Source organism: Terriglobia bacterium (genome assembly GCA_020073185.1).
In the GTDB taxonomy this organism is placed as follows: domain Bacteria; phylum Acidobacteriota; class Terriglobia; order Terriglobales; family Acidobacteriaceae; genus JAIQGF01.
Genome location: JAIQFT010000027.1, coordinates 1 through 18,590, shown reverse-complemented (window position 1 = coordinate 18,590; position 18,590 = coordinate 1). Strand labels below are relative to the sequence as shown.

At 61.5% G+C, this 18,590-nt stretch carries 31 protein-coding genes; all 31 read right to left on the bottom strand.

Features of this window, described 5'->3' with window-relative positions:
- Window positions 1–4: 4 nt before the first annotated feature.
- A complete protein-coding gene (locus tag LAN64_11530; protein ID MBZ5568469.1) occupies window positions 5–1,033 on the bottom strand; it encodes a DNA-directed RNA polymerase subunit alpha in 1,029 nt (342 codons plus the stop codon).
- 194 nt (window positions 1,034–1,227) lie between these two features.
- Complete coding sequence (rpsD, locus tag LAN64_11525; protein ID MBZ5568468.1) at window positions 1,228–1,857, bottom strand: 30S ribosomal protein S4; 630 nt, start codon at window positions 1,855–1,857, stop codon at window positions 1,228–1,230.
- Window positions 1,858–2,005: 148 nt separating this feature from the next.
- Window positions 2,006–2,437 carry a 30S ribosomal protein S11 gene (rpsK, locus tag LAN64_11520; protein ID MBZ5568467.1) on the bottom strand — a complete coding sequence of 144 codons (432 nt, stop codon included), beginning with the start codon at window positions 2,435–2,437 and terminating at the stop codon, window positions 2,006–2,008.
- 94 nt (window positions 2,438–2,531) lie between these two features.
- Entirely contained in the window at window positions 2,532–2,918 is a 387-nt protein-coding gene (gene rpsM / locus LAN64_11515; GenBank protein MBZ5568466.1) for a 30S ribosomal protein S13, read from the bottom strand.
- 60 nt (window positions 2,919–2,978) lie between these two features.
- The gene (gene rpmJ, locus LAN64_11510; protein ID MBZ5568465.1) at window positions 2,979–3,092 is read right to left on the bottom strand and encodes a 50S ribosomal protein L36; all 114 of its coding nucleotides are present in this window, start codon (window positions 3,090–3,092) and stop codon (window positions 2,979–2,981) included.
- A 67-nt stretch (window positions 3,093–3,159) separates the two neighbouring features.
- A complete protein-coding gene (infA, locus tag LAN64_11505) occupies window positions 3,160–3,378 on the bottom strand; it encodes a translation initiation factor IF-1 (GenBank protein MBZ5568464.1) in 219 nt (72 codons plus the stop codon).
- Window positions 3,379–3,451: 73 nt separating this feature from the next.
- Window positions 3,452–4,204, bottom strand: coding sequence for a type I methionyl aminopeptidase (map, locus tag LAN64_11500; GenBank protein MBZ5568463.1), 753 nt, complete (start codon window positions 4,202–4,204; stop codon window positions 3,452–3,454).
- Window positions 4,188–4,922: an adenylate kinase gene (locus LAN64_11495; GenBank protein ID MBZ5568462.1), complete on the bottom strand. Its 735-nt coding sequence runs from the start codon at window positions 4,920–4,922 to the stop codon at window positions 4,188–4,190. The genes map and LAN64_11495 overlap by 17 nt, the downstream gene beginning before the upstream one ends.
- Window positions 4,923–5,262: 340 nt before the next feature.
- Entirely contained in the window at window positions 5,263–6,666 is a 1,404-nt protein-coding gene (gene secY, locus LAN64_11490; GenBank protein MBZ5568461.1) for a preprotein translocase subunit SecY, read from the bottom strand.
- Window positions 6,667–6,869: 203 nt separating this feature from the next.
- Entirely contained in the window at window positions 6,870–7,391 is a 522-nt protein-coding gene (gene rplO / locus LAN64_11485) for a 50S ribosomal protein L15 (GenBank protein ID MBZ5568460.1), read from the bottom strand.
- 65 nt (window positions 7,392–7,456) lie between these two features.
- Window positions 7,457–7,663, bottom strand: coding sequence for a 50S ribosomal protein L30 (rpmD, locus tag LAN64_11480; GenBank protein MBZ5568459.1), 207 nt, complete (start codon window positions 7,661–7,663; stop codon window positions 7,457–7,459).
- Window positions 7,663–8,163, bottom strand: a complete 501-nt coding sequence (rpsE, locus tag LAN64_11475) for a 30S ribosomal protein S5 (GenBank protein MBZ5568458.1) — start codon at window positions 8,161–8,163, stop codon at window positions 7,663–7,665. Before rpsE ends, rpmD begins: the two co-directional genes overlap by 1 nt.
- 109 nt (window positions 8,164–8,272) lie before the next feature.
- The gene (rplR, locus tag LAN64_11470) at window positions 8,273–8,638 is read right to left on the bottom strand and encodes a 50S ribosomal protein L18 (GenBank protein ID MBZ5568457.1); all 366 of its coding nucleotides are present in this window, start codon (window positions 8,636–8,638) and stop codon (window positions 8,273–8,275) included.
- 96 nt (window positions 8,639–8,734) lie between these two features.
- The gene (gene rplF / locus LAN64_11465; protein MBZ5568456.1) at window positions 8,735–9,274 is read right to left on the bottom strand and encodes a 50S ribosomal protein L6; all 540 of its coding nucleotides are present in this window, start codon (window positions 9,272–9,274) and stop codon (window positions 8,735–8,737) included.
- Window positions 9,275–9,401: 127 nt separating this feature from the next.
- Window positions 9,402–9,800: a 30S ribosomal protein S8 gene (gene rpsH, locus LAN64_11460; protein MBZ5568455.1), complete on the bottom strand. Its 399-nt coding sequence runs from the start codon at window positions 9,798–9,800 to the stop codon at window positions 9,402–9,404.
- A gap of 116 nt (window positions 9,801–9,916) precedes the next feature.
- Window positions 9,917–10,081, bottom strand: coding sequence for a type Z 30S ribosomal protein S14 (locus LAN64_11455; protein ID MBZ5568454.1), 165 nt, complete (start codon window positions 10,079–10,081; stop codon window positions 9,917–9,919).
- A 179-nt stretch (window positions 10,082–10,260) separates the two neighbouring features.
- On the bottom strand, window positions 10,261–10,950 hold the full coding sequence (gene rplE / locus LAN64_11450; protein ID MBZ5568453.1) for a 50S ribosomal protein L5: 690 nt from the start codon (window positions 10,948–10,950) through the stop codon (window positions 10,261–10,263).
- A gap of 120 nt (window positions 10,951–11,070) precedes the next feature.
- The gene (gene rplX, locus LAN64_11445) at window positions 11,071–11,397 is read right to left on the bottom strand and encodes a 50S ribosomal protein L24 (GenBank protein ID MBZ5568452.1); all 327 of its coding nucleotides are present in this window, start codon (window positions 11,395–11,397) and stop codon (window positions 11,071–11,073) included.
- Between the two features lie 196 nt (window positions 11,398–11,593).
- Window positions 11,594–11,965 (bottom strand): 50S ribosomal protein L14, encoded by a 372-nt coding sequence (gene rplN, locus LAN64_11440; protein MBZ5568451.1) that lies wholly within the window; start codon window positions 11,963–11,965, stop codon window positions 11,594–11,596.
- A gap of 173 nt (window positions 11,966–12,138) precedes the next feature.
- Entirely contained in the window at window positions 12,139–12,471 is a 333-nt protein-coding gene (rpsQ, locus tag LAN64_11435) for a 30S ribosomal protein S17 (protein MBZ5568450.1), read from the bottom strand.
- A complete protein-coding gene (gene rpmC, locus LAN64_11430; protein MBZ5568449.1) occupies window positions 12,471–12,677 on the bottom strand; it encodes a 50S ribosomal protein L29 in 207 nt (68 codons plus the stop codon). Before rpmC ends, rpsQ begins: the two co-directional genes overlap by 1 nt.
- Before the next feature lie 91 nt (window positions 12,678–12,768).
- The gene (gene rplP, locus LAN64_11425; GenBank protein MBZ5568448.1) at window positions 12,769–13,191 is read right to left on the bottom strand and encodes a 50S ribosomal protein L16; all 423 of its coding nucleotides are present in this window, start codon (window positions 13,189–13,191) and stop codon (window positions 12,769–12,771) included.
- Between the two features lie 157 nt (window positions 13,192–13,348).
- Complete coding sequence (gene rpsC, locus LAN64_11420; protein ID MBZ5568447.1) at window positions 13,349–14,011, bottom strand: 30S ribosomal protein S3; 663 nt, start codon at window positions 14,009–14,011, stop codon at window positions 13,349–13,351.
- Between the two features lie 52 nt (window positions 14,012–14,063).
- Window positions 14,064–14,543, bottom strand: a complete 480-nt coding sequence (gene rplV, locus LAN64_11415; GenBank protein MBZ5568446.1) for a 50S ribosomal protein L22 — start codon at window positions 14,541–14,543, stop codon at window positions 14,064–14,066.
- Window positions 14,544–14,553: 10 nt separating this feature from the next.
- Window positions 14,554–14,910: a 30S ribosomal protein S19 gene (rpsS, locus tag LAN64_11410; protein ID MBZ5568445.1), complete on the bottom strand. Its 357-nt coding sequence runs from the start codon at window positions 14,908–14,910 to the stop codon at window positions 14,554–14,556.
- A gap of 8 nt (window positions 14,911–14,918) precedes the next feature.
- Window positions 14,919–15,743, bottom strand: coding sequence for a 50S ribosomal protein L2 (rplB, locus tag LAN64_11405; GenBank protein MBZ5568444.1), 825 nt, complete (start codon window positions 15,741–15,743; stop codon window positions 14,919–14,921).
- Between the two features lie 61 nt (window positions 15,744–15,804).
- On the bottom strand, window positions 15,805–16,098 hold the full coding sequence (locus LAN64_11400; GenBank protein ID MBZ5568443.1) for a 50S ribosomal protein L23: 294 nt from the start codon (window positions 16,096–16,098) through the stop codon (window positions 15,805–15,807).
- Window positions 16,095–16,799 (bottom strand): 50S ribosomal protein L4, encoded by a 705-nt coding sequence (rplD, locus tag LAN64_11395; GenBank protein ID MBZ5568442.1) that lies wholly within the window; start codon window positions 16,797–16,799, stop codon window positions 16,095–16,097. The genes LAN64_11400 and rplD overlap by 4 nt, the downstream gene beginning before the upstream one ends.
- Window positions 16,800–16,844: 45 nt before the next feature.
- Window positions 16,845–17,576 (bottom strand): 50S ribosomal protein L3, encoded by a 732-nt coding sequence (rplC, locus tag LAN64_11390; protein ID MBZ5568441.1) that lies wholly within the window; start codon window positions 17,574–17,576, stop codon window positions 16,845–16,847.
- A gap of 148 nt (window positions 17,577–17,724) precedes the next feature.
- Entirely contained in the window at window positions 17,725–18,051 is a 327-nt protein-coding gene (gene rpsJ, locus LAN64_11385) for a 30S ribosomal protein S10 (protein ID MBZ5568440.1), read from the bottom strand.
- Window positions 18,052–18,456: 405 nt separating this feature from the next.
- A partial coding sequence (gene tuf / locus LAN64_11380; protein MBZ5568439.1) for an elongation factor Tu occupies window positions 18,457–18,590 on the bottom strand: 134 nt, incomplete at its 5' end.

The window sequence follows — 18,590 nt, the reverse complement described above, 5'->3', positions numbered from 1 at the left end:
AAAGTTACTGCTGTGGCTCGAAGGAACTCACGGCGGACGGCTGCTGAGTGGGAGCGACAGCGTTGCCGTGCTCGTCGATCCTCATGCCGAGGCCAAGTCCCATGGAGGCCAGGATTTCCTTGATCTCGTTGAGCGACTTGCGGCCGAAGTTCTTGGTCTTGAGCATTTCGGATTCAGTCTTCTGCACCAGCTCGCCGATAGACTGGATATTGGCGTTCTTGAGGCAGTTGTAGCTGCGAACGCTGAGCTCCAGTTCCTCGACGGAGCGGTTGAGGTTCTCGTTGCGAATTTCCGGCTTGCGCTCTTCGGCGGCGGCCGCGGTCTCCATCTCCTCCTCGAAGTTGATGAAGATGTTCATGTGGTCCTTGAGCAGCTTGGCGGCGAGGCCGATGGAATCAGCGGGGGCGACGGAGCCATTGGTCCAGACTTCGAGGGTGAGCTTGTCGTAGTCGGTGATCTGGCCGAGACGGGCGGCTTCCACGGTGTAGTTGCACTTGCGCACGGGCGAGTGCACGGAGTCAATGGGGATGAAGCCGATGCCGAGGTCCTCCTCGAAGTTCTTGTCGGCGGAGATGTAGCCGCGACCGCGCTTGAGGCGCATTTCCATGTCGAGTTTGCCACCCTCGCTAACGGTAGCGATGTAGGCGTCCTTGTCGAGGACTTCGACGTCGGCGTCGGCCTCGATCATGCCGGAGGTGACCACGCCGGGCTGGTCGGCGCGCAGGTAGATGGCCTTGGGGCCTTCGCCGTTGAGCTTGAAGGGCACCTGCTTGAGGTTGAGGATGATGTCGGTGGCGTCCTCAACCACGCCGGGAATGGACTGGAACTCGTGGAGCACGCCCTCGATCTTAACGGCGGTGACGGCCGCACCCTCGATGGAGCTGAGGAGGACGCGGCGCAGGGCGTTGCCGATGGTGGTGCCGAAACCGCGCTCAAAGGGCTGGGCCCAGAAGCGACCGTACTTGTCGGTAAGGGTTTCGGTGTCGGCGGCCAGGCGCTTGGGTTTCTGGAAGCCTTTCCAAAGCAATTGCATAGTTCTCCTTCGGCCATGCGGGTCGAGGCGACATCCTCAGGCGGCCCAGGCCTGAAGTGGATCGTCGCACGGGCCTGATCTGGCACGAATGGGGCCGGGTTCATTGCGGAATCGTCGAATCGGGTAATCGGGTAATTGATTTCAATTGCCCGATTCCGCAGTTACCCGATTATGCAATCGGCAAAAAGAGCCGATTACTTGCTGTACAGTTCGACGATGAGCTGCTCGTTGACGGGCAGATTCACGTCTTCGCGTTTCGGGACCGCAATGACGCGGCCCTTGAGATTCTCGCGGTCGATCTCGAGCCAGTTGGGCGTCGGTTGATGGCTGCTGTACTCGACGGCGGCGAGGATGACCGGCACTTTCCGGCTAGTCTCACGCACCGCGATCTCGTCGCCGGGCTTCACCTGGTACGAGGGAATGTCCACCTTGCGGCCGTTGACCTGGATGTGGCCGTGGCGCACCACTTGGCGCGACTGGCGGCGCGAGGCCGCAAAGCCGAGACGGTAAACGACGTTGTCGAGACGGCGCTCCAGTTGCTGCAGGAGCACTTCGCCGGTGACGCCCTTGGCGCGCGCCGCCTTTTCGTAATAGTTGCGGAACTGGCCTTCGTTGGTGAAGTAGATGCGCTTGGCTTTCTGCTTCTCGCGCAACTGCAGGCCGTAGCCGACGATCTTTGCCTTGCGGTCCTTGCCGTGCTGACCGGGAGCAAAGTTGCGGTTTTCGATGGGGCATTTATCGCTGAAGCACTTCGCCCCTTTAAGGAAGAGCTTCATGCCTTCGCGGCGGCAAAGGCGGCAGACTGCACCTGTGTATCGAGCCAATGTTCTTCTCCTTCATGAATCGGTTTACAGGATTGGCCATCCCTTCGTCCCGATTGCTTCAGTTAGTGATTTAGTGATTCGTGATTGAGCGATTGGAAAACGCCACAACGGGTCAATCACTGAATCCCTCAATCGCTAAATCGCAAATTCACACTCTGCGCCGTTTCGGCGGACGGCAGCCGTTGTGCGGCATGGGGGTGACGTCCTTGATCTGACGCACCTCGATGCCAGCGGCGGCCAGCGCCCGGATGGCCGACTCGCGGCCCGAACCGGGTCCGCTGACACGGACTTCCACCGCGCGGAGGCCGTGCTCGCGCGCCATGTTGGCGGCGTTCATGGCGGCCTGCTGCGCGGCAAAGGGCGTACCCTTGCGCGATCCGCGGAAGCCCAGCGATCCCGAACTCTTCCAGGAGAGCACGTTGCCCTGATGGTCGGAGATGGTCACGATGGTGTTGTTGAACGACGCCTGAATGTGAGCGACGCCAAAGGGGACATTCTTGCGCTCACGCTTCTTGAACTTCTTGGTCTTGCCTTTTTTCGCCGGTGCTCCGGCAACGGTCGCTTCTGCTGGTTTCGCCATTCTGGTTCTCGGTGTTCGGTTGTCGGGTATCGGTCATCGGCTTCTCGGCATCGGCCTTCAAGCCAAAAACCGAGAACCGAAAACCGATCACCGATTAGGTTTTCGTGGCGGTCTTCTTCTTGGCGGCCACGGTGCCTTTACGCGGGCCCTTGCGAGTGCGCGCGTTGGTATGGGTGCGCTGGCCGCGAACCGGCAAGTTGCGGCGGTGACGGAAGCCGCGATACGAGCCGATCTCGATCAGGCGCTTGATGTGCATCGAGACGTCCTTACGCAGGTCGCCCTCAACGTTGCCTTCGCCCTCAATGACCTGGCGGATACGGTTGACCTCTTCTTCGTTGAGGTCCTGCACCTTCTTGGCGCCATCCACGTTGGCGGCCGCCAGGATGCGGGCGGAGCGCGGGTGTCCGATGCCGTAGATGTAAGTCAGCGCGATGCGAGTGTGCTTGTTGCGCGGAAGGTCCACGCCGGCAATTCTGGCCATAAAACCTCGTTGTCGGTTATCGGCTCTCGGTTATCGGTGATGGGCCGATGACGCGAACCGTTATCCCTGGCGTTGTTTATGTTTCGTGTTTTCGCAAATCACCCGCACCACGCCCTTGCGGCGGATGACTTTGCACTTGTCGCAAATCTTTTTAACTGAAGCCCGAACTTTCATTGTAGTTTCCAGTTTCTAATTTCCAGAGCCAGTGGCCAGTAGCCAGTGGCCACATGAAAACGCAAACCTATTTGTAGCGATACACAATGCGCCCGCGGGTGAGGTCGTAGGGAGAAAGCTCCACCGCGACCCGATCGCCGGGCAAAATACGAATGAAGTTCTTGCGCATCTTTCCGGAAACGTGCGCCAGTACCTGGTGCTTGTTTTCCAGTTCGACCTTGAACATTGCGTTGGGCAGCGGCTCGATGACCACCGCCATGACTTCAATCGCGTCTTCTTTACTCATTCAACTCCAAAACAGCTTTTAGCTTTTAGCTCTCAGCCTTCAGGTAGCGTTTTCAAAAACTGGCCACTGACCACTACTGGGTCAGAATCAGGGGGCCGTCGGTGGTAACGGCGACGCAGTGCTCGAAGTGGGCGCTAAAGCTGCCGTCTTCGGTCACTGCGGTCCACTTGTCGTCGAGCACGCGGGCGCCGGGAGTGCCGGCATTAACCATGGGCTCGATGGCGATCACCATGCCTTCGCGCAGCCGAGCGCCGTGTCCGCGGGTACCGTAATTGGGGACCTGCGGATCTTCGTGCAAGCGCGTCCCGATGCCATGGCCGACAAATTCTCTCACCACGCTGAAGCCGTTGGCCTCGACCAATTCCTGCACGGCGGCGCCGACGTCGCCCACGGTATTGCCAATGCGGGCGGCGGCGATGCCGCGGTAAAGCGAGGCTTCCGTGACTTCCAGAAGCTTCTGCACGTCGGGGGCGAGCTTGTCGCCCACCGGCACGGTAATGGCCGCGTCACCATAATAGCCGTCGAGCACGACGCCGCAGTCAATGGAGACTATATCGCCGTCCTTGAGCATCCGTTTCGGCGACGGAATGCCGTGGACGATCTCCTGATTAACCGAGGTACACAGCACGCAAGGGTAGTCGTAATAACCCTTGAAGGCCGGCTTGGCGCCGAGTTCCTTGATCTTCTTCTCCGCCGCCCGCTCCAGGTCCATGGTGGTGACCCCGGGCTCGACCATGGCGCGGACCGTGTCCAGCACCTGACGCACGATGCGGCCCGAAGCGCGCATCTTGTCCAGCTCGGACGGCGATTTACAAACGATGGCCATCAATCACTTTCAGCACGTCTCGACTGACGGCGCTGGCGTCCTGGTCCCCGTTGACCTCGACCAACTGTCCCTTGGCGCGGTAAAAACCAGCCAGAGGCAGGGTCTGCCGCTGGTAAGCCCTGAGACGTTCGGAGATCACTTCCTCGCAATCGTCACGGCGTGTAACAAGCTTCGCGCCATCAACGTCGCAGAGATCAGCAACGCGGGGAGGCTGGAAGTACACGTTGTAAATACGCCCGCAGGTGGGACAAGAGCGCCGACCGGTGAGCCGACGTAGTAGTTGATTATATCCCAGCGCGATGTCGATCACAACCGGGGGAAGCTTGTAATCTCCCTGATTTTCAAAGACCTTGCCGGGCAAGTACATGTCCAGCCACTGGGCCTGAGCCACGGTGCGCGGATAACCGTCCAGTATAAACCCACGTGCCGTATCGGGGCGGGAGAGGCGCTCGGCGACCATATTGTTGACCAGGTCGTCGGGAACCAGCTCGCCGCGGTCCATGATGGCCTTGGCCTGCTTGCCGAGCTCGGTGGCGCGCGAGACATGGTCGCGCAGCAGATCTCCAGTGGAGATCTGGGGCACGCCGTAACGCTCGACAATGAGCTTCGCTTGTGTTCCCTTGCCGGCGCCGGGTGCCCCCAACAGGATGATAGGGCCAATCGTTTTGTTTAACATGAAAGCGGTTTCAGCTTCGAGTTTCAGTTTCAGCAAAAGCATTTCCCGGCACTGAAGTGCCGGGCTATTTTCAGTTGCCGCTACGCGGCCACACGCGCGAGGGCGCGTGTGCCACGCAATTTCTCAGAACAGAGCGTGTTTCAACAATCGTTCTCTACCTTCCGGCGATCTCAGCAAGTGCCTTGGAATCAGGCCTCCAAGGTGCCCCGGAATCAAAGTCGTTACTATTCGAAACACGCTCCACATACTTCCTAAGATGTGGCCAGGGCTAAAGTCCTGGGATTCTTCCGGACGATGCTCGCCGGGCTAAAGCCCGGCGCTTCCATCGTCTTACTTCTTGATTCTTACTTCTTACTTCTTAGATTCTGACTGCTGACTTCTGCTACGCCCAAGTGCGGCGGCCGCGGATGCGTCCGCTGCGCGGGGTAAAGCCCTCGTAATGGCGCATGATCAATTGCGCCTCCACCTGCTGCACCGTATCCATGGCGACGCCGACAACGATCAGCAGCGAGGTGCCGCCGAAATAGAAGGTGACGCCGAGGCCATTGGTCATCCAGGTCGGGAGATTCTCGAACAGCCGGCCGAGCGCGCCGGGCAAATGGTTGAGGTGAATGCCGGCGATCATCCATTCCGGAATGAAGGAGATGATGATCAGGTAGAACGCGCCGACCAGAGTGATGCGGGTCAGGATTTCGTTGATCGTGTCGGCGGTGCGCTTGCCGGGCCGGATGCCGGGAATGAAGCCGCCGTACTTGCGCATGTTGTCGGCAACCTCGTTGGGGTTGAAGACAATCGAGACGTAGAAGTAGGCAAAGAAAATGATGCCGACGGCGTAGAGCAGGGTGTAGAGCGGCTCGCCCCAGGAAAGCGCGCGCAGCAGCGGCCCGAAATAACGGTTGTCACGCAGGAAAAAGCCGGCGGTCTGCGGCAAGGTGAGCAACGAGGAGGCGAAAATCACCGGCATCACGCCGCCGGAATTGACGCGCAAGGGCAGGTGAGTGGAACCGCCGCCCATGACCTTGCGTCCGACGACCCGCTTGGCATACTGCACCGGGATGCGGCGCTCGCTGCGCTCCGTAAAGACGATGAAAGCGACGACGGCGACCATGAGCACGATGAGTAGGACCATGGCGGGCACAGTGAAGGCGCCCCAGGCAGCGTTCTTGGCCTTGTCCACCAGGTCGACGACGCCGCGCGGGAGACCGACGACGATGCCAGCAAAAATCAGCAACGACATGCCGTTGCCGATGCCGCGTTCTGTGATCTGCTCGCCCAGCCACATGATGAAGACCGAGCCGGTGGTGAGGGTGAGCACGGTCATCACAACGAATCCCCAACCCGGGTTGGTGACGAAGGGCACGCCGCCGGACATGGTCTGGCGCTCCAGCGTGATGGCGATGCCGAACGACTGCATGGCGCTGAGAATGAGCGTCAGGTAACGCGTCCACTCGGTGATCTTCTTGCGCCCCAGCTCGCCTTCCTTCTGCAATTTGGCCAGCGGCTCGTACACCACGGTCAGCAATTGCAGAATGATGGAGGCGGTGATGTAAGGCATGATGCCGAGTGCGAAGATGGTCAGTCGGCGAAGCTGACCGCCGCTGAACAGATCGACGAAGCCGAGAAAGGTACCGCGGTTCTGCTCAAAGAACTGCTGCAGCAGGTCGGCGTTGATGCCCGGCGTCGGGATGTGTCCGCCGAGACGGTACACGGCCAGCAATCCCAGTGTGAACAGAATGCGTTTGCGAAGGTCGGGAACGCGAAATACGTTAGCTAGCTTTTCCAGCATGCGAAAACCTTGGTCGACGGTCGATGGTCGACGGTGAAAAACAAGAACGTCGTTGGTCGATGGTCGTTGGTCGATGGCCAAGAACCACCGGGGGCTAAAGCCTGTTCTTACTACCGCCTTTGCCGCCGGGCTAAAGCCCGGCGCTTCCACCTACAGCGTTGGTCGATGGCGACGCGCTCGAGGGCGAGCGCGCTCCATCAAGTCTAGGCCTGCTTCTTCTGCTTGCCGGCGCGTTTTTCGGCGCGGGCAGCCTTGAACTTATTCTTCACCGGGGCCGCCGCCTTAATTTCGATGATGGTAGCGGCGCCGCCGGCATTCTTAATCTTTTCTTCCGCCGACTTGGAGAACTTGTGCGCCTGCACGGTAAGGGCGGTTTGGAGCTCGCCGTCGCCGAGGATTTTGACGCGCTTGTCCTTGCCGTTCACCAGCCCGCGGGCGCGCAGGAAGTCGGGCGTGATGTTGGTCTCGCCGAGCGAGGCCAGGTCGGACAGGTTCACGACCGCGTACTCCTCGCGGAAGATGTTGACGAAGCCGCGCTTGGGGAGGCGGCGGTGCAGCGGCATCTGGCCGCCTTCAAAGCCGCGCATGATGCGCGAACCGCTGCGCGAACCCTGGCCCTTGTGTCCACGAGTGGAGGTCTTGCCCATGCCCGAACCCATGCCGCGGCCGACGCGCTTGCGGTTTTCGGAGGAGCGTTTCGGTGCTCGTAATGTCGATAGATTCATAGCTCTTAGCTCTCAGCTCTTAGCTCTTAGCCGCCGGCGATTCGCCATTGGCAAAAGCAAGAGAACTATTCGTTGACCACCTTCACCAGGTGCGGCACTTTGGCGACCATGCCGCGGATCGAGGGCGAGTCTTCGCGCTCGATGACCTGGTTCAAGCGGGTGAATCCGAGGCCACGCACAACCCGCTTGTGCTTTTCCGGCGCAGCGATGGCGGAGCGCACCCACTTGAGGTGGATGGTGCCTGGGTTGCCATTGTGTTTTGTATTCGTCATTACAGTTCCTCCGCCGACTTGCCGCGCAAGACAGCGACTTCGCGGCGATCGCGCAATTTCCTGAGCGCGTCGAAGGTCGCCTTGACGACGTTGTGCGGGTTGGTGGTGCCGATGGACTTGGTCAGCACGTTCTGGATTCCGACCGAAGTCATAACGGCACGCACCGCGCCGCCGGCAATGACGCCGGTGCCTTCCGGAGCGGGCTTCAACAGCACCATGCCGGAGCCGAATCGTCCCAGAACGGCGTGCGGGATGGAGGTCTGGTTGATGTTGACCCGGACCAAGTTTTTCTTGGCGGCCTCGATGCCCTTGCGGATCGCCTGCGGCACTTCCTTGGCTTTGCCGGAACCGTAGCCGACCACGGCGGCGGAGGGATCGCCGACCACGACCAGCGCGGCGAAGGAAAGGTTCTTGCCGCCTTTCACCACCTTGGTGACGCGATTGATGGCGACCACCTGGTCCTTAAGCTGGTAGCTGGCGGCATCGAGTTTTCTTTTCACAGTTGCAGTTGCCATTAGTTTCTCGATTCGTTCAAAACGTCGTTAGTCGTTGGTCGTTAGCGGTTCGTCGTGGCGCAAGTCTTGGCTAACGACTACCAACTAACGACTCCTAAAATTGCAACCCAGCGGCGCGGGCGGCGTCGGCCAGGGCGCGGATGCGTCCGTGGTAGAGGTAGCCGCCGCGGTCGAATACCACCTTGGCGATTCCCTTTTCCTTGGCGCGCTCGGCGACGCGCTTGCCGACTTCCTTGGCCGAGGCGACGTTGCCACCGGTGCGCTTGCTGGCCTTGGCGCCTTCCACGGTGCTTGCGCACACGATAGTCTTGCCGTGCAGGTCGTCAATGACCTGGGCGTAAATGTGGTTCAGCGAGCGATACACGTTGAGGCGCGGACGCTCCGGGGTACCGAGGATGCGCTTGCGAATGCGGTCGTGGACCTTGGAGCGCGTCTGATTTTTCGAAGTCTTCGTTAACATTGTCCCTGTCCTCTGTCCCCGGGGTTCTGTGCCGGGGGTCGTTGGTCGATGGTCGATGGCCAGGATCCGCTATCGATTCCGAGCAGCGCCGACCAACTATTTCGCACCAGTCTTGCCAACCTTCTTCTTCAAGCGCTCACCGTAATAGCGCACGCCCTTGTTCTTGTACGGGTCGGGCGGACGCAGGGCGCGCATTTCGGCGGCCACCTGACCCACCTTCTGGCGGTCAATGCCGCTGATGGTGAGGCGGGTCAGCTTGGGGTCCACGGCGACGGCGATACCGTCGGGCAGCGGGTACTCGATGGGGTGGGAGAAGCCGAGGCTGAAAACGACGATGCCCTTGCTCTTGAGCTCGGCGCGGTAGCCGATGCCGACGATTTCCATTTCGCGACTCCAGCCCTTGGTGACACCCTCGACGGCGTTGTTGATGAGGGCGCGAGTCAGGCCATGCAGAGCGGCCTGCTGGTCGTTTTCGCGGGTGGCGACCAGGTTTCCGTCCTGCTGCGCGACCTTGATGCCCTTGGGGACGCGGGTTTCCAGGGCACCCTTGGGTCCCTGCACCTTCACCAGGTTGTCGTCGATGGAAATTTTCACTCCCTGGGGAATGGCGATCGGCTTTTTTCCAATTCGTGACATATCAGTTCTCAGCTCTCCGCTGTCGGCTCTCGGCTGGTTGGGCCGGCTTCCAGCGTTATTTTCTTTCAGTCTTTCGGTCAGTCGGTTCCCAAGCGACTGATCGACTGCGAGACCGAGAAACGGGTTTTCACCAGATCTCGCAGAGAATTTCGCCGCCGACGCCCTGCTTGCGGGCCTCGCGGCCGGTCATGACCCCGCGCGGGGTGGTCAGGATATTGATGCCCATGCCGCCCAGCACGCGGGGAATCTCGTTGCGCCCGACGTAGACGCGGCAGCCGGGGCTGGAAACGCGCTGCAGGCGCGAGATGGCAGCCTCGTTGTTAGCGCCGTACTTGAGATAGACACGCAAGACCTTGCGGCCTTCCTCCTCCGTGGCTTTGAAGTTGGAGATAAAGCCCTCTTCCTTGAGGATGCGGGCCATCTCCAGTTTGAGCTTGGAGGCGGGGACGTCCACCTTCTGCTGGCGGGCGCGAATGCCGTTGCGGATGCGCGCCAGGAAATCTGCGACCGGATCGGTCAAGCTCATTGCTTAGCTTCTCCTCTGCCCGTTCGCTCTCGACGATCGAGAGAACCAGCGGCAACTCGTGACTGTCGATGGTCGATGGCCGAAGGTCGATGGCGACCAGGGCCGAGACCGTGTACCTACCAGGACGACTTGGAAACGCCGGGAATCTCGCCGCGCAGCGCCAGGCCGCGGAAACACAAGCGGCAAATGCCGAACTTGCGCAGGTATCCGCGGGGACGCCCGCAAATCTTGCAGCGGTTGTGCTGGCGGCTGGAAAAAGTGCTGCCAGTCCCTTTGCAGATGAGACAAGCCTTCCCATCAAGTTCGCGTTTCCCGCTGCAAGCAGGACATGTCTTGCCCGGCTTCCTGGCGTCCTTCACTCGTTTTGCGGTTGTAGCCATGTATCTCCAATTCGCTATCGGTTTTCGGTTATCGGTTGTCGGTGCCCGATGCGCCGAGAACCGAAAATCAGGAGCCTTGTTTACGCGCGGAAGGGCATGCCGAGGCCCTTCAGCAGGGCGCGCGCCTGGTCATCGGTGCGCGCGGTGGTCACAATGGTGACGTTCATGCCCTTCAGCTTGTCCACCTTGGCGTAATCAATCTCCGGAAAGATGAGCTGGTCACGCAGGCCGAGCGTGTAGTTGCCGCGGCCGTCAAACGACTTGGTGGAAACGCCACGAAAGTCGCGCACGCGGGGCAGGGCGATATTGATCAGCCGGTCGAGGAACTCGTACATGCGATCGCCGCGCAGGGTGGCCATGGCGCCGATGGGCATGCCCTCGCGCACCTTGAAGGCAGCAATAGATTTCTTGGCCCGGGTGATAACCGGCTTCTGCCCCACGATCTGCTGCAACTCGGCGGCAGCCGGGTCGAGCACCTTGGCGTTCTGCGTGGCCTCGCCGACCCCCATGTTGACCACGACCTTCTCGAGGCGCGGCACGGCCATGGGGTTCTTGAGTTCGAATTCCTTCATCAGCGCGGGCCTGATTTCCTTCTCGAAGCGCTCGCGCAGGCGCGCGGTGGAGCGGCTGCTCGCTTTGGGGCGCGCCAGCTTGCCATCGCCTTTGGCTTGGACGGCGGCCTCGGCGGGTTTGCCCTTGGCCTTGGCCTCGCCCTTCTTGCCCGGCTGCTGCGGCGGTTTCGGCGGTTTCTTCGGTTTCTCGTCTGCCATGGCTCTCGACTTCTTCCTCTCACGGTTTCGGAGTGGGTACCGGTTCGTGAGGTGTTCAATTTGTCGTTGGTCGTTAATCGTTGGCCGGGTTGCTAACGACCAACGACAAGCGACTAACGACTATTTCTCCAGCGTCGTGCCGCACTTGGCGCAGACGCGCACCTTGCGGTCGCCGCGCGCCTCGTGGCGGATACGCACCGGGCCGCAGGCGCCGCACAGCAGCATCACGTTGGAGATCGAAATCCGGCTCTCCTGCTCGGCGATGCCGCCCTTGACGTTGCGCTGCGGATTGGGCCGCACATGTTTCTTGGCCACCATGACATGCTCGACCAGCAGCTTGCCCTCTTCGGGGAAGACGCGGAGCACGCGGCCTTGCTTGCCCTGGTCGCGGCCGGTGATTACCTTCACGGTGTCGTTGCGGCGAATATCCCTGTGTACTCGTTGCATAATCGTTTTCCTGTGCCGTCCCTGCGGCACTCGGGTCCTCGATGAGATCCCTCTTCCCCGGCACTCACGTGCCGGGCTATCAACTGTCGCCCCTGCGGGGCTCTCTCTGCCTCAGCCGGCCCCACGGGACTGGCTGTTTAATCCGTTCTCATCCCGGCATTAAAGTGCCGGGCTACTTTCAACCGCCGCTCCGCGGCTAGAGTACTTCCGGTGCGAGCGAGACGATCTTCAGGAACTTCTTCTCGCGCAACTCGCGGGCGACAGGGCCGAAGACGCGGGTACCGATGGGCTCGTGCGCGTCGTTGATCAGCACCGCCGCGTTCTGATCGAAGCGGATGTAGGTGCCGTCGCGGCGGCGGTGTTCCTTGCGCGTGCGCACCACCACCGCCTTGACCACCGTCCCCTTTTTCGCCGTGCCGTCGGGCGAAGCTTCCTTGACGCTGGCGGTGATCACGTCACCGAGGCCGGCGCTGAGCCCGGTGGAGCCGCCGAGGGGCAAGATCATCTGGAGCTTGCGCGCGCCGGAGTTGTCGGCGACGTCGAGCATGGTTCGCATCATGACTGCCATCTTCAATCTCCCTAACTCAGATCGGGCCGTCCCTACGGGACTCAGCAATCTGCTCCGACCTATTCCCAGGGCTGCCGCCCTGGGCTACCAGCGTTCGGTCATGACTGAAGTCATGACCTACCTGGTCGGCGCTTCGCGCCTCGGTCATGACTGAAGTCATGACCTACAACCGACTACTGCGAGGCGCCGGGCTGCTCAACCGCGCCGGGCGTGACCGCCTCGGGGCCGACCAGCTTGGCGCGGCGAATAACATCCTTCAGCCGCCAGCGCTTCAGCTTGGAGAGCGGGCGGGTTTCTTCCAGGCGGACGACATCGCCGACGTTGGCGGTGTTGTTCTCGTCGTGCGCGTAGAAACGGCGCGAGCGCGCGATCACGCGGCCGTAGAGGTGGTGCGACTTCTTACGCGTGACTTCGACAACGATGGTCTTCCGCATCTTGGTCGAAACCACGTCGCCGACCAGCGTCTTGCGGGCCGAAGTTTTTTCCGTCGTAGTGGGTTCCGGCATTATGACTTCTCCGTGGCGGCCATCTGGCGCTGGCGCGCGATGGTCTTGACGCGCGCGATGTCCCTGCGCAGGCCGCGGATCTTCTTCAGGCTCTCGGTCTGGCCCATGTTGAGCTGGAACTTGAGGCGGAAGAGCTGATCGTTGAGTTCGCGCTCCTGCTGCTTGAGTTCGACGTCGGTCAAATTGCGAATTTTCTCGGCATCCATATCAATTCTCGTTGTCGGTTATCGGTTGTCGGTTATCAAGTAAGCTTTCAGCTCGGAGTGCCGTGAACCGAAAACCGAGAACCGACGACCATCAATGCGCTCCGGCGCCGTGGCGCTCGACGAAACGCGTCCGCAGCGGCAGCTTGTGCGAGGCCAGGCGCATGGCTTCGCGGGCATCGGTGGGGGTGACGCCTTCCATCTCGAACAGAATTTTGCCCGGACGGACGACGGCAACCCAGTGGTCGGGCGCGCCCTTGCCCTTTCCCATGCGGGTTTCAGCCGGCTTCTTGGTGACCGGCTTGTCGGGAAACAGGCGCAACCAGATTTTTCCGCCGCGCTTGACGAAGCGGGTCATGGCAATACGGCTGGCTTCGATCTGGCGGTCGGTGATGTGGCCGCACTCCATGACCTTGAGACCGTAATCGCCGAAGGCCAGCTCGCTGCCGCGCCAGGCCTTGCCGGCCATGCGTCCGCGCTGCTGCTTGCGGTACTTCACTTTCTTTGGCATCAACATAAATAAGCTCTCAGCTATCAGCTCTCAGCTTGCAGCCTGTTCGTCGTACTCTCAGGTGTGCGCTGCTCCAAAATTCTGTGCGCCACACCCGAAACCTAATCTGTCAACCTTCATGCCAGTCAGTCTGACCGCTGATGGCTGAGAGCTGACAGCTTCCCTAAAACGCGCTCGCCGCCGGCGCGTCGCGTTTCTTGGAGGGCAGGATTTCGCCCTTGTAAACCCAGCACTTCACGCCGATGACGCCATAAGTGGTGCGCGCTTCGGCGAAGCCATAATCGATGTCGGCGCGCAGCGTGTGCAGCGGCAGGCGTCCCTGCAGGTACCACTCGGAGCGCGCGATTTCATTGCCGTTCAGACGGCCGCTGACGCGCACCTTGATGCCCTTGCAGCCGAAACGCAGGGCGGAATCCACCGACTTGCGCATGGCGCGGCGGAAGCCGACACGCTTTTCCAGTTGCAGGGCGATGGATTCGGAAACCAGTTGCGCGTCGAGCTCGGGCTTGTGCACTTCCTGGATGTCAATGTAGACATCGCGGTTGGTGCGCTTCTGCAGCTCACCCTTGAGCTTGTCGATCTCGGCCCCCTTGCGCCCGATGATGATGCCCGGGCGGGCGGTGCGGATGATGATGCGCAACTTGTTGCCGGGGCGCTCGATCTCGATGGAGCTGACGCCGGCCGACTTGAGCTTGTCCTTGAGCTCATTTTTCAGCCTGACGTCTTCCAGCAAGAACTTGGCGTAGTCGCGGGTCATGAACCAACGCGACTTCCACGGCTTGGTGTAGCCGATGCGGAATCCGTATGGATGGACTTTTTGTCCCATAGTTCCTCAAATTCGGTCGACAGTCGACGGTCGGCGGTCGACAGCTAGAAACCTACCTCTTCTTTCCCTTGCCCGCGAATTTCTTGACGGGCGACTTCTTCCTGAGCGCCGGTTTGCGCACCGGCTTGCGCGCCGGAGCGGCGGCGTGAGCCTGGTCCGGGGTTTCCGCCGGGGCGGCGTTGCGGTTCTTCTCCGCCAGAGTGATCTCGATGTGCGCCATGCGCCGCTGGTAGCGGAAGGCGCGTCCCATCGGGGCAGGGCGGATGCGCTTCATGCGCGGTCCCTCATTGGCGACGGCGCGGAGCACGAAGAGATTGTCGACATCGACGTCAATGCCCTTTTCCGTGCTCAGATAATTGGCGTTCTCCAGGGCCGAGCGCAGCACTTTCTGGACGTCGGGGGCGATGCCTTTCTTGGTAAAGGTAAGCGTGTTGATGGCATCCTCGACCCGGCGTCCCTTGATCAGGTCAAGGACAAGGCGCGCCTTCTGCGGCGAAACGCGTACGTATTTAGCCGAGCTAGTGAATTCCATGTTCGCCTCTCTACGCCTTAGGGGCCGCGGGGGCCGCGGGGGCCGAAGGCACGATGGCTCCGGGGCCTCCGGGCACGCCGGCCGGCTTGGCGGCGACCTCGGTGGCGGCCCTCATCGAGTGTCCCTTGAACTGGCGCGTGAAGCTGAACTCGCCCAGCTTGTGCCCGACCATGTTTTCGGTGATGTACACCGGGATGAACTTCTTGCCGTTGTGCACCGCGATGGTGTGGCCGACCATCTCGGGGATGGTGGTGGAGCGCCGCGACCAGGTGCGGAGCACCTTTTTCTCGTTGCGCTGGTTCATCGCCTCGATGCGCTTGGCCAGGTAATCGTCAATGAAGGGGCCTTTTTTTTGTGAACGCATAATCTCGATTCCTACTTGCTGCGGCGGTTGACGATGAACTTATCAGTCCGCTTGTTGTTGCGCGTCTTGTAGCCGCGGGTGGGCTGACCCCAGGGAGTCACCGGGTGACGTCCGCCGGAGGTCTTGCCTTCACCGCCGCCGTGCGGGTGGTCCACCGGGTTCATGGCGACGCCGCGGTTGTGCGGGCGCTTGCCGAACCAGCGGGTGCGTCCCGCCTTGCCGATCGAAATGTTCTCGTGATCGAGGTTGCCGACCTGGCCGATGGTGGCCATGCAGTCCACGATGACGCGGCGCGTCTCGCCCGAGGGCAGCTTGAGCAGCGCGTGATCGCCTTCTTTGGCGACCAGTTGCGCGGCAGCGCCAGCGGAGCGGGCCATCTGCGCGCCCTTGCCGGGACGCAACTCGACGTTGTGCACCATGGTGCCGGGGGGGATGTTGCGCAGCGGCAGCGCGTTGCCGATCAGGATGTCGGCGTCGGGGCCGCTGAGAACCTTGGCGCCCAGCTTGAGGCCGTCGGGCTGAAGGATGTAGCGCTTCTCGCCGTCGGCGTAGCTCAGCAGCGCAATGCGCGCCGAGCGGTTGGGGTCGTACTCGATGGAGATGACGGTGGCGGGAACGCCCGCCTTCTCGCGCTTGAAGTCGATGAGGCGGTACTTTTTCTTGTGCCCGCCGCCCCGGAACCGGCTGGTGATGTCGCCCTGGTTGCGCCGTCCGCCGGTGCGTTGCTTGGATTCGGTCAGCGCCTTGTGGGGCCGGTTGGTGGTCAGCTCATCGTTGACCAGCGTGGTCTGGAAGCGCAGCGTCGAGGTAACCGGTCGGTATGTCTTGATGGCCATAATCAGCTCTCAGCTATTAGCTCTTAGCCCCTGACGCCTAGCGCCGGGAGCCTGAAGCCGGTTACAGGTTCTGTGCGTATTCCGGCATTTTTTCGCCGGCCTTGAGACGCACGTAAGCCTTTTTCCAGTCGGGGCGGTAGCCGGTGAACTTGCCACGCCGGCGTTCCTTGCCCACGAAAATGGCGGTGCGGACCGAATCCACCTTTACCTTGAAAATGGACTGCACCGCTTCCTTGATCTCGGTCTTGGTCGCCTTGGCGGCCACCTGGAAAACGAGGGTGGCTTCGGTCTCCTTCACGCCCAGGCCCTTCTCGGTGATGATCGGCTTGCGGATGATCTGGTAGGCCGATTTCATGACGCGACCTCCTCAACCACCCCGCCACGCCCGCGGCGCGTCGGGGACCCCTCTTCATGCCGGCGCTTGCTCACCGACTTCTTGAGCGAGTCCTGCAACTTCTCCAGCGCGGGGCGGGAGAAGATGGCGCGGTCGTAGCGCAGCAGGTGGTACGGATGAACTACATTGCTGTGCACCAGTTCAATGCCGGCGAGGTTGCGCGAACTGAGCTCCAGGTTGCGGTTCGCCTTCGCGCCGTCAACCACCAGCGCCGTGCTCTCAACTTTGAGGGCGTCCAGCGCCTTGCGGAAGGCGTTCGTCTTGGCCCCGGCGAGATCGAAGTTTTCGACCACGGTCAGCTTGCCGTCGGCCAGCTTGGAAGCCAGCGCGGAGCGCAATGCGCCCAGCAGCTTTTTGCGCGGGAAGCCGTAGTCGTAGGAACGCGGCTGCGGGCCGTGCACGGTACCGCCGTGGCGCCACAGGGGCGAGCGGATGGAGCCCACGCGGGCGCGTCCGGTGCCCTTCTGCCGCCACAGCTTCTTGCCGGAACCGGAAACCAGTTTGCGGTTCTTGGTGGCGTGAGTGCCGGCACGCTGAGCCGCGCGGTAGTGCCTGACCGCCTCCCAGAGGAGGTCTTCGTTGACCGCGCCGAAGACTTCGTCGGCCAGCTCGAGGCTGCCGGTTTTTTCGCCGCTCAGATTCAGTACGTCAATCGTAGCCATAAGTGACTCTTCGTTGTACACGCGGGCGAAGGCGCCCGCGCCACATCATGATTTCTTCTTCGTAGCGCGCTTGGAGGCCTTCAACGGGTCCACCGTGCCGGTGCCGGCGAAACCACGGCGCTCGCGCGGAGCCCGCTTCGCCTTGTTGATGACCACGTAAGCGCCGTCGGGGCCGGGTACCGCGCCCTCCACCACGAGCAGGTTTTCGTCCTTGTCAATTCCGAGCACGCGCAGGTTGCGCGTGGTGACGCGGGCGTGGCCCATGTGACCCGCCATGCGCATCCCAGCAAACACGCGCGACGGGAACGCGGAGGCGCCGATCGAGCCGTTGATGGTGAACATGGAGCCGTGCGAACTGGGGCCGCCGCGGAAATGATGGCGCTTGACCACGCCGGCGAAGCCGCGTCCTTTGCTGGTGCCGGTGACATCGACGAAGCGCTCGCCGTCGAAGATGTCCACCAGCACGCGGTCGCCAACCTTGGTCTGGTCGCCGTCGCCGCTCGCGCCGTCCACCAACACATCCACTTCCTTCATGAACTTCACCGGCGGCAGGTTGTTCTTGCCGAGATGGCCGCGCGCCGGCTTGTTGAGGCGCGTCTCCTTGACAAACTCGACGAGCCCGATCTGCGCCGCTTCGTAGCCGTCCTTGTTGGCGGTTTTGCGCTGCGTGATTACGCAGGGCCCGGCCTGCAGGACGGTGGCGGGACGCACGTCGCCGTTGCTGTCGAACAACTGCGTCATGCCGACTTTCTTGCCCAAGATTCCGTTGATAGCCATGTTCTTTTCCCTAACTCCGCTCCCAGTCCGGCGATGGTTTTGCGCCGGGGATCCGAAGATCGCGGAAGCTTTGTTCTGGTCTGTCGGTCTTTCGGTCTATCGGTCGGTCCGCGCAGCCGAGAGACCGAGCGACTGATCGACCGAGAGACTACTTATGCTCTTTCCCGAACGCCTTGATCTCGACGTCGACGCCGGCGGGGAGGTCGAGCTTCATGAGCGCGTCCACCGTCTGCTGGGTCGGCTCGAGGATATCGAGCAGGCGCTTGTGGGTGCGGATCTCGAACTGCTCGCGCGACTTCTTGTCCACGTGCGGGGAACGCAGCACGCAATACTTGTTCTTGACCGTGGGCAGCGGAATCGGGCCCGCGATCTGCGCGCCGGTGCGCCGCGCGGTTTCCACGATCTCGCCGGTGCTCTGGTCAAGCACGCGGTAGTCGTAAGCTTTCAGCCGAATCCGAATTCTTTCTTTTCCAATCATCGTTTCATCTCAAAGAGCGTGCGGCTGGATGCCTGCCGTCCGTGTTGTGTCGTCCCTACGGGACTCCGGTTCTTCTTCCGCCTCCACCCGGCACTCACGTGCCGGGCTATGAACTGTCGCCCCTGCGGGGCTCAATTTCAACCGTCCCTATGGGACTGGCTCCGATTCCGCTACCAACCCGGCACTGAAGTGCCGGGCTATTTTCATCCGCCGCTGCGCGGCTGGCACTCAATTGTCTGTGCTCAGCGTTTCTCCCGCTTGCCAAATAGGTCCAGCAGTGCGTCGACGATCTTGGAGGAGAACAGGAACATCACGAATACCAGCACAAGGCCGAAGAATTCGAGCGCCTGCCACTCCATTACACTCGCCCCCAACCGATTGACGCGACATCCAACAGCCGACTTACTGCACAATCTCGGTCAGGGTTCCGGCGCCGACGGTGCGGCCGCCTTCGCGGATGGCGAAGCGCAGTCCCTTTTCCATCGCCACCGGCGTGATCAACTCGATTTCCAAATTCACGTTGTCCCCCGGCATCA

Coding starts and splice junctions, on each gene's coding strand:
- LAN64_11530 (MBZ5568469.1), bottom strand. CDS start 1,033: ATGCAATTGCTTTGGAAAGGCTTCCAGAAACCCAAGCGCCTGGCCGCC.
- rpsK (MBZ5568467.1), bottom strand. CDS start 2,437: ATGGCGAAACCAGCAGAAGCGACCGTTGCCGGAGCACCGGCGAAAAAA.
- rpsM (MBZ5568466.1), bottom strand. CDS start 2,918: ATGGCCAGAATTGCCGGCGTGGACCTTCCGCGCAACAAGCACACTCGC.
- rpmJ (MBZ5568465.1), bottom strand. CDS start 3,092: ATGAAAGTTCGGGCTTCAGTTAAAAAGATTTGCGACAAGTGCAAAGTC.
- infA (MBZ5568464.1), bottom strand. CDS start 3,378: ATGAGTAAAGAAGACGCGATTGAAGTCATGGCGGTGGTCATCGAGCCG.
- map (MBZ5568463.1), bottom strand. CDS start 4,204: ATGGCCATCGTTTGTAAATCGCCGTCCGAGCTGGACAAGATGCGCGCT.
- LAN64_11495 (MBZ5568462.1), bottom strand. CDS start 4,922: ATGCTTTTGCTGAAACTGAAACTCGAAGCTGAAACCGCTTTCATGTTA.
- secY (MBZ5568461.1), bottom strand. CDS start 6,666: ATGCTGGAAAAGCTAGCTAACGTATTTCGCGTTCCCGACCTTCGCAAA.
- rplO (MBZ5568460.1), bottom strand. CDS start 7,391: ATGAATCTATCGACATTACGAGCACCGAAACGCTCCTCCGAAAACCGC.
- rpmD (MBZ5568459.1), bottom strand. CDS start 7,663: ATGACGAATACAAAACACAATGGCAACCCAGGCACCATCCACCTCAAG.
- rplR (MBZ5568457.1), bottom strand. CDS start 8,638: ATGTTAACGAAGACTTCGAAAAATCAGACGCGCTCCAAGGTCCACGAC.
- rplF (MBZ5568456.1), bottom strand. CDS start 9,274: ATGTCACGAATTGGAAAAAAGCCGATCGCCATTCCCCAGGGAGTGAAA.
- rpsH (MBZ5568455.1), bottom strand. CDS start 9,800: ATGAGCTTGACCGATCCGGTCGCAGATTTCCTGGCGCGCATCCGCAAC.
- rplE (MBZ5568453.1), bottom strand. CDS start 10,950: ATGGCAGACGAGAAACCGAAGAAACCGCCGAAACCGCCGCAGCAGCCG.
- rplX (MBZ5568452.1), bottom strand. CDS start 11,397: ATGCAACGAGTACACAGGGATATTCGCCGCAACGACACCGTGAAGGTA.
- rplN (MBZ5568451.1), bottom strand. CDS start 11,965: ATGGCAGTCATGATGCGAACCATGCTCGACGTCGCCGACAACTCCGGC.
- rpsQ (MBZ5568450.1), bottom strand. CDS start 12,471: ATGCCGGAACCCACTACGACGGAAAAAACTTCGGCCCGCAAGACGCTG.
- rpmC (MBZ5568449.1), bottom strand. CDS start 12,677: ATGGATGCCGAGAAAATTCGCAATTTGACCGACGTCGAACTCAAGCAG.
- rplP (MBZ5568448.1), bottom strand. CDS start 13,191: ATGTTGATGCCAAAGAAAGTGAAGTACCGCAAGCAGCAGCGCGGACGC.
- rpsC (MBZ5568447.1), bottom strand. CDS start 14,011: ATGGGACAAAAAGTCCATCCATACGGATTCCGCATCGGCTACACCAAG.
- rplV (MBZ5568446.1), bottom strand. CDS start 14,543: ATGGAATTCACTAGCTCGGCTAAATACGTACGCGTTTCGCCGCAGAAG.
- rplB (MBZ5568444.1), bottom strand. CDS start 15,743: ATGGCCATCAAGACATACCGACCGGTTACCTCGACGCTGCGCTTCCAG.
- LAN64_11400 (MBZ5568443.1), bottom strand. CDS start 16,098: ATGAAATCGGCCTACCAGATCATCCGCAAGCCGATCATCACCGAGAAG.
- rplD (MBZ5568442.1), bottom strand. CDS start 16,799: ATGGCTACGATTGACGTACTGAATCTGAGCGGCGAAAAAACCGGCAGC.
- rplC (MBZ5568441.1), bottom strand. CDS start 17,576: ATGGCTATCAACGGAATCTTGGGCAAGAAAGTCGGCATGACGCAGTTG.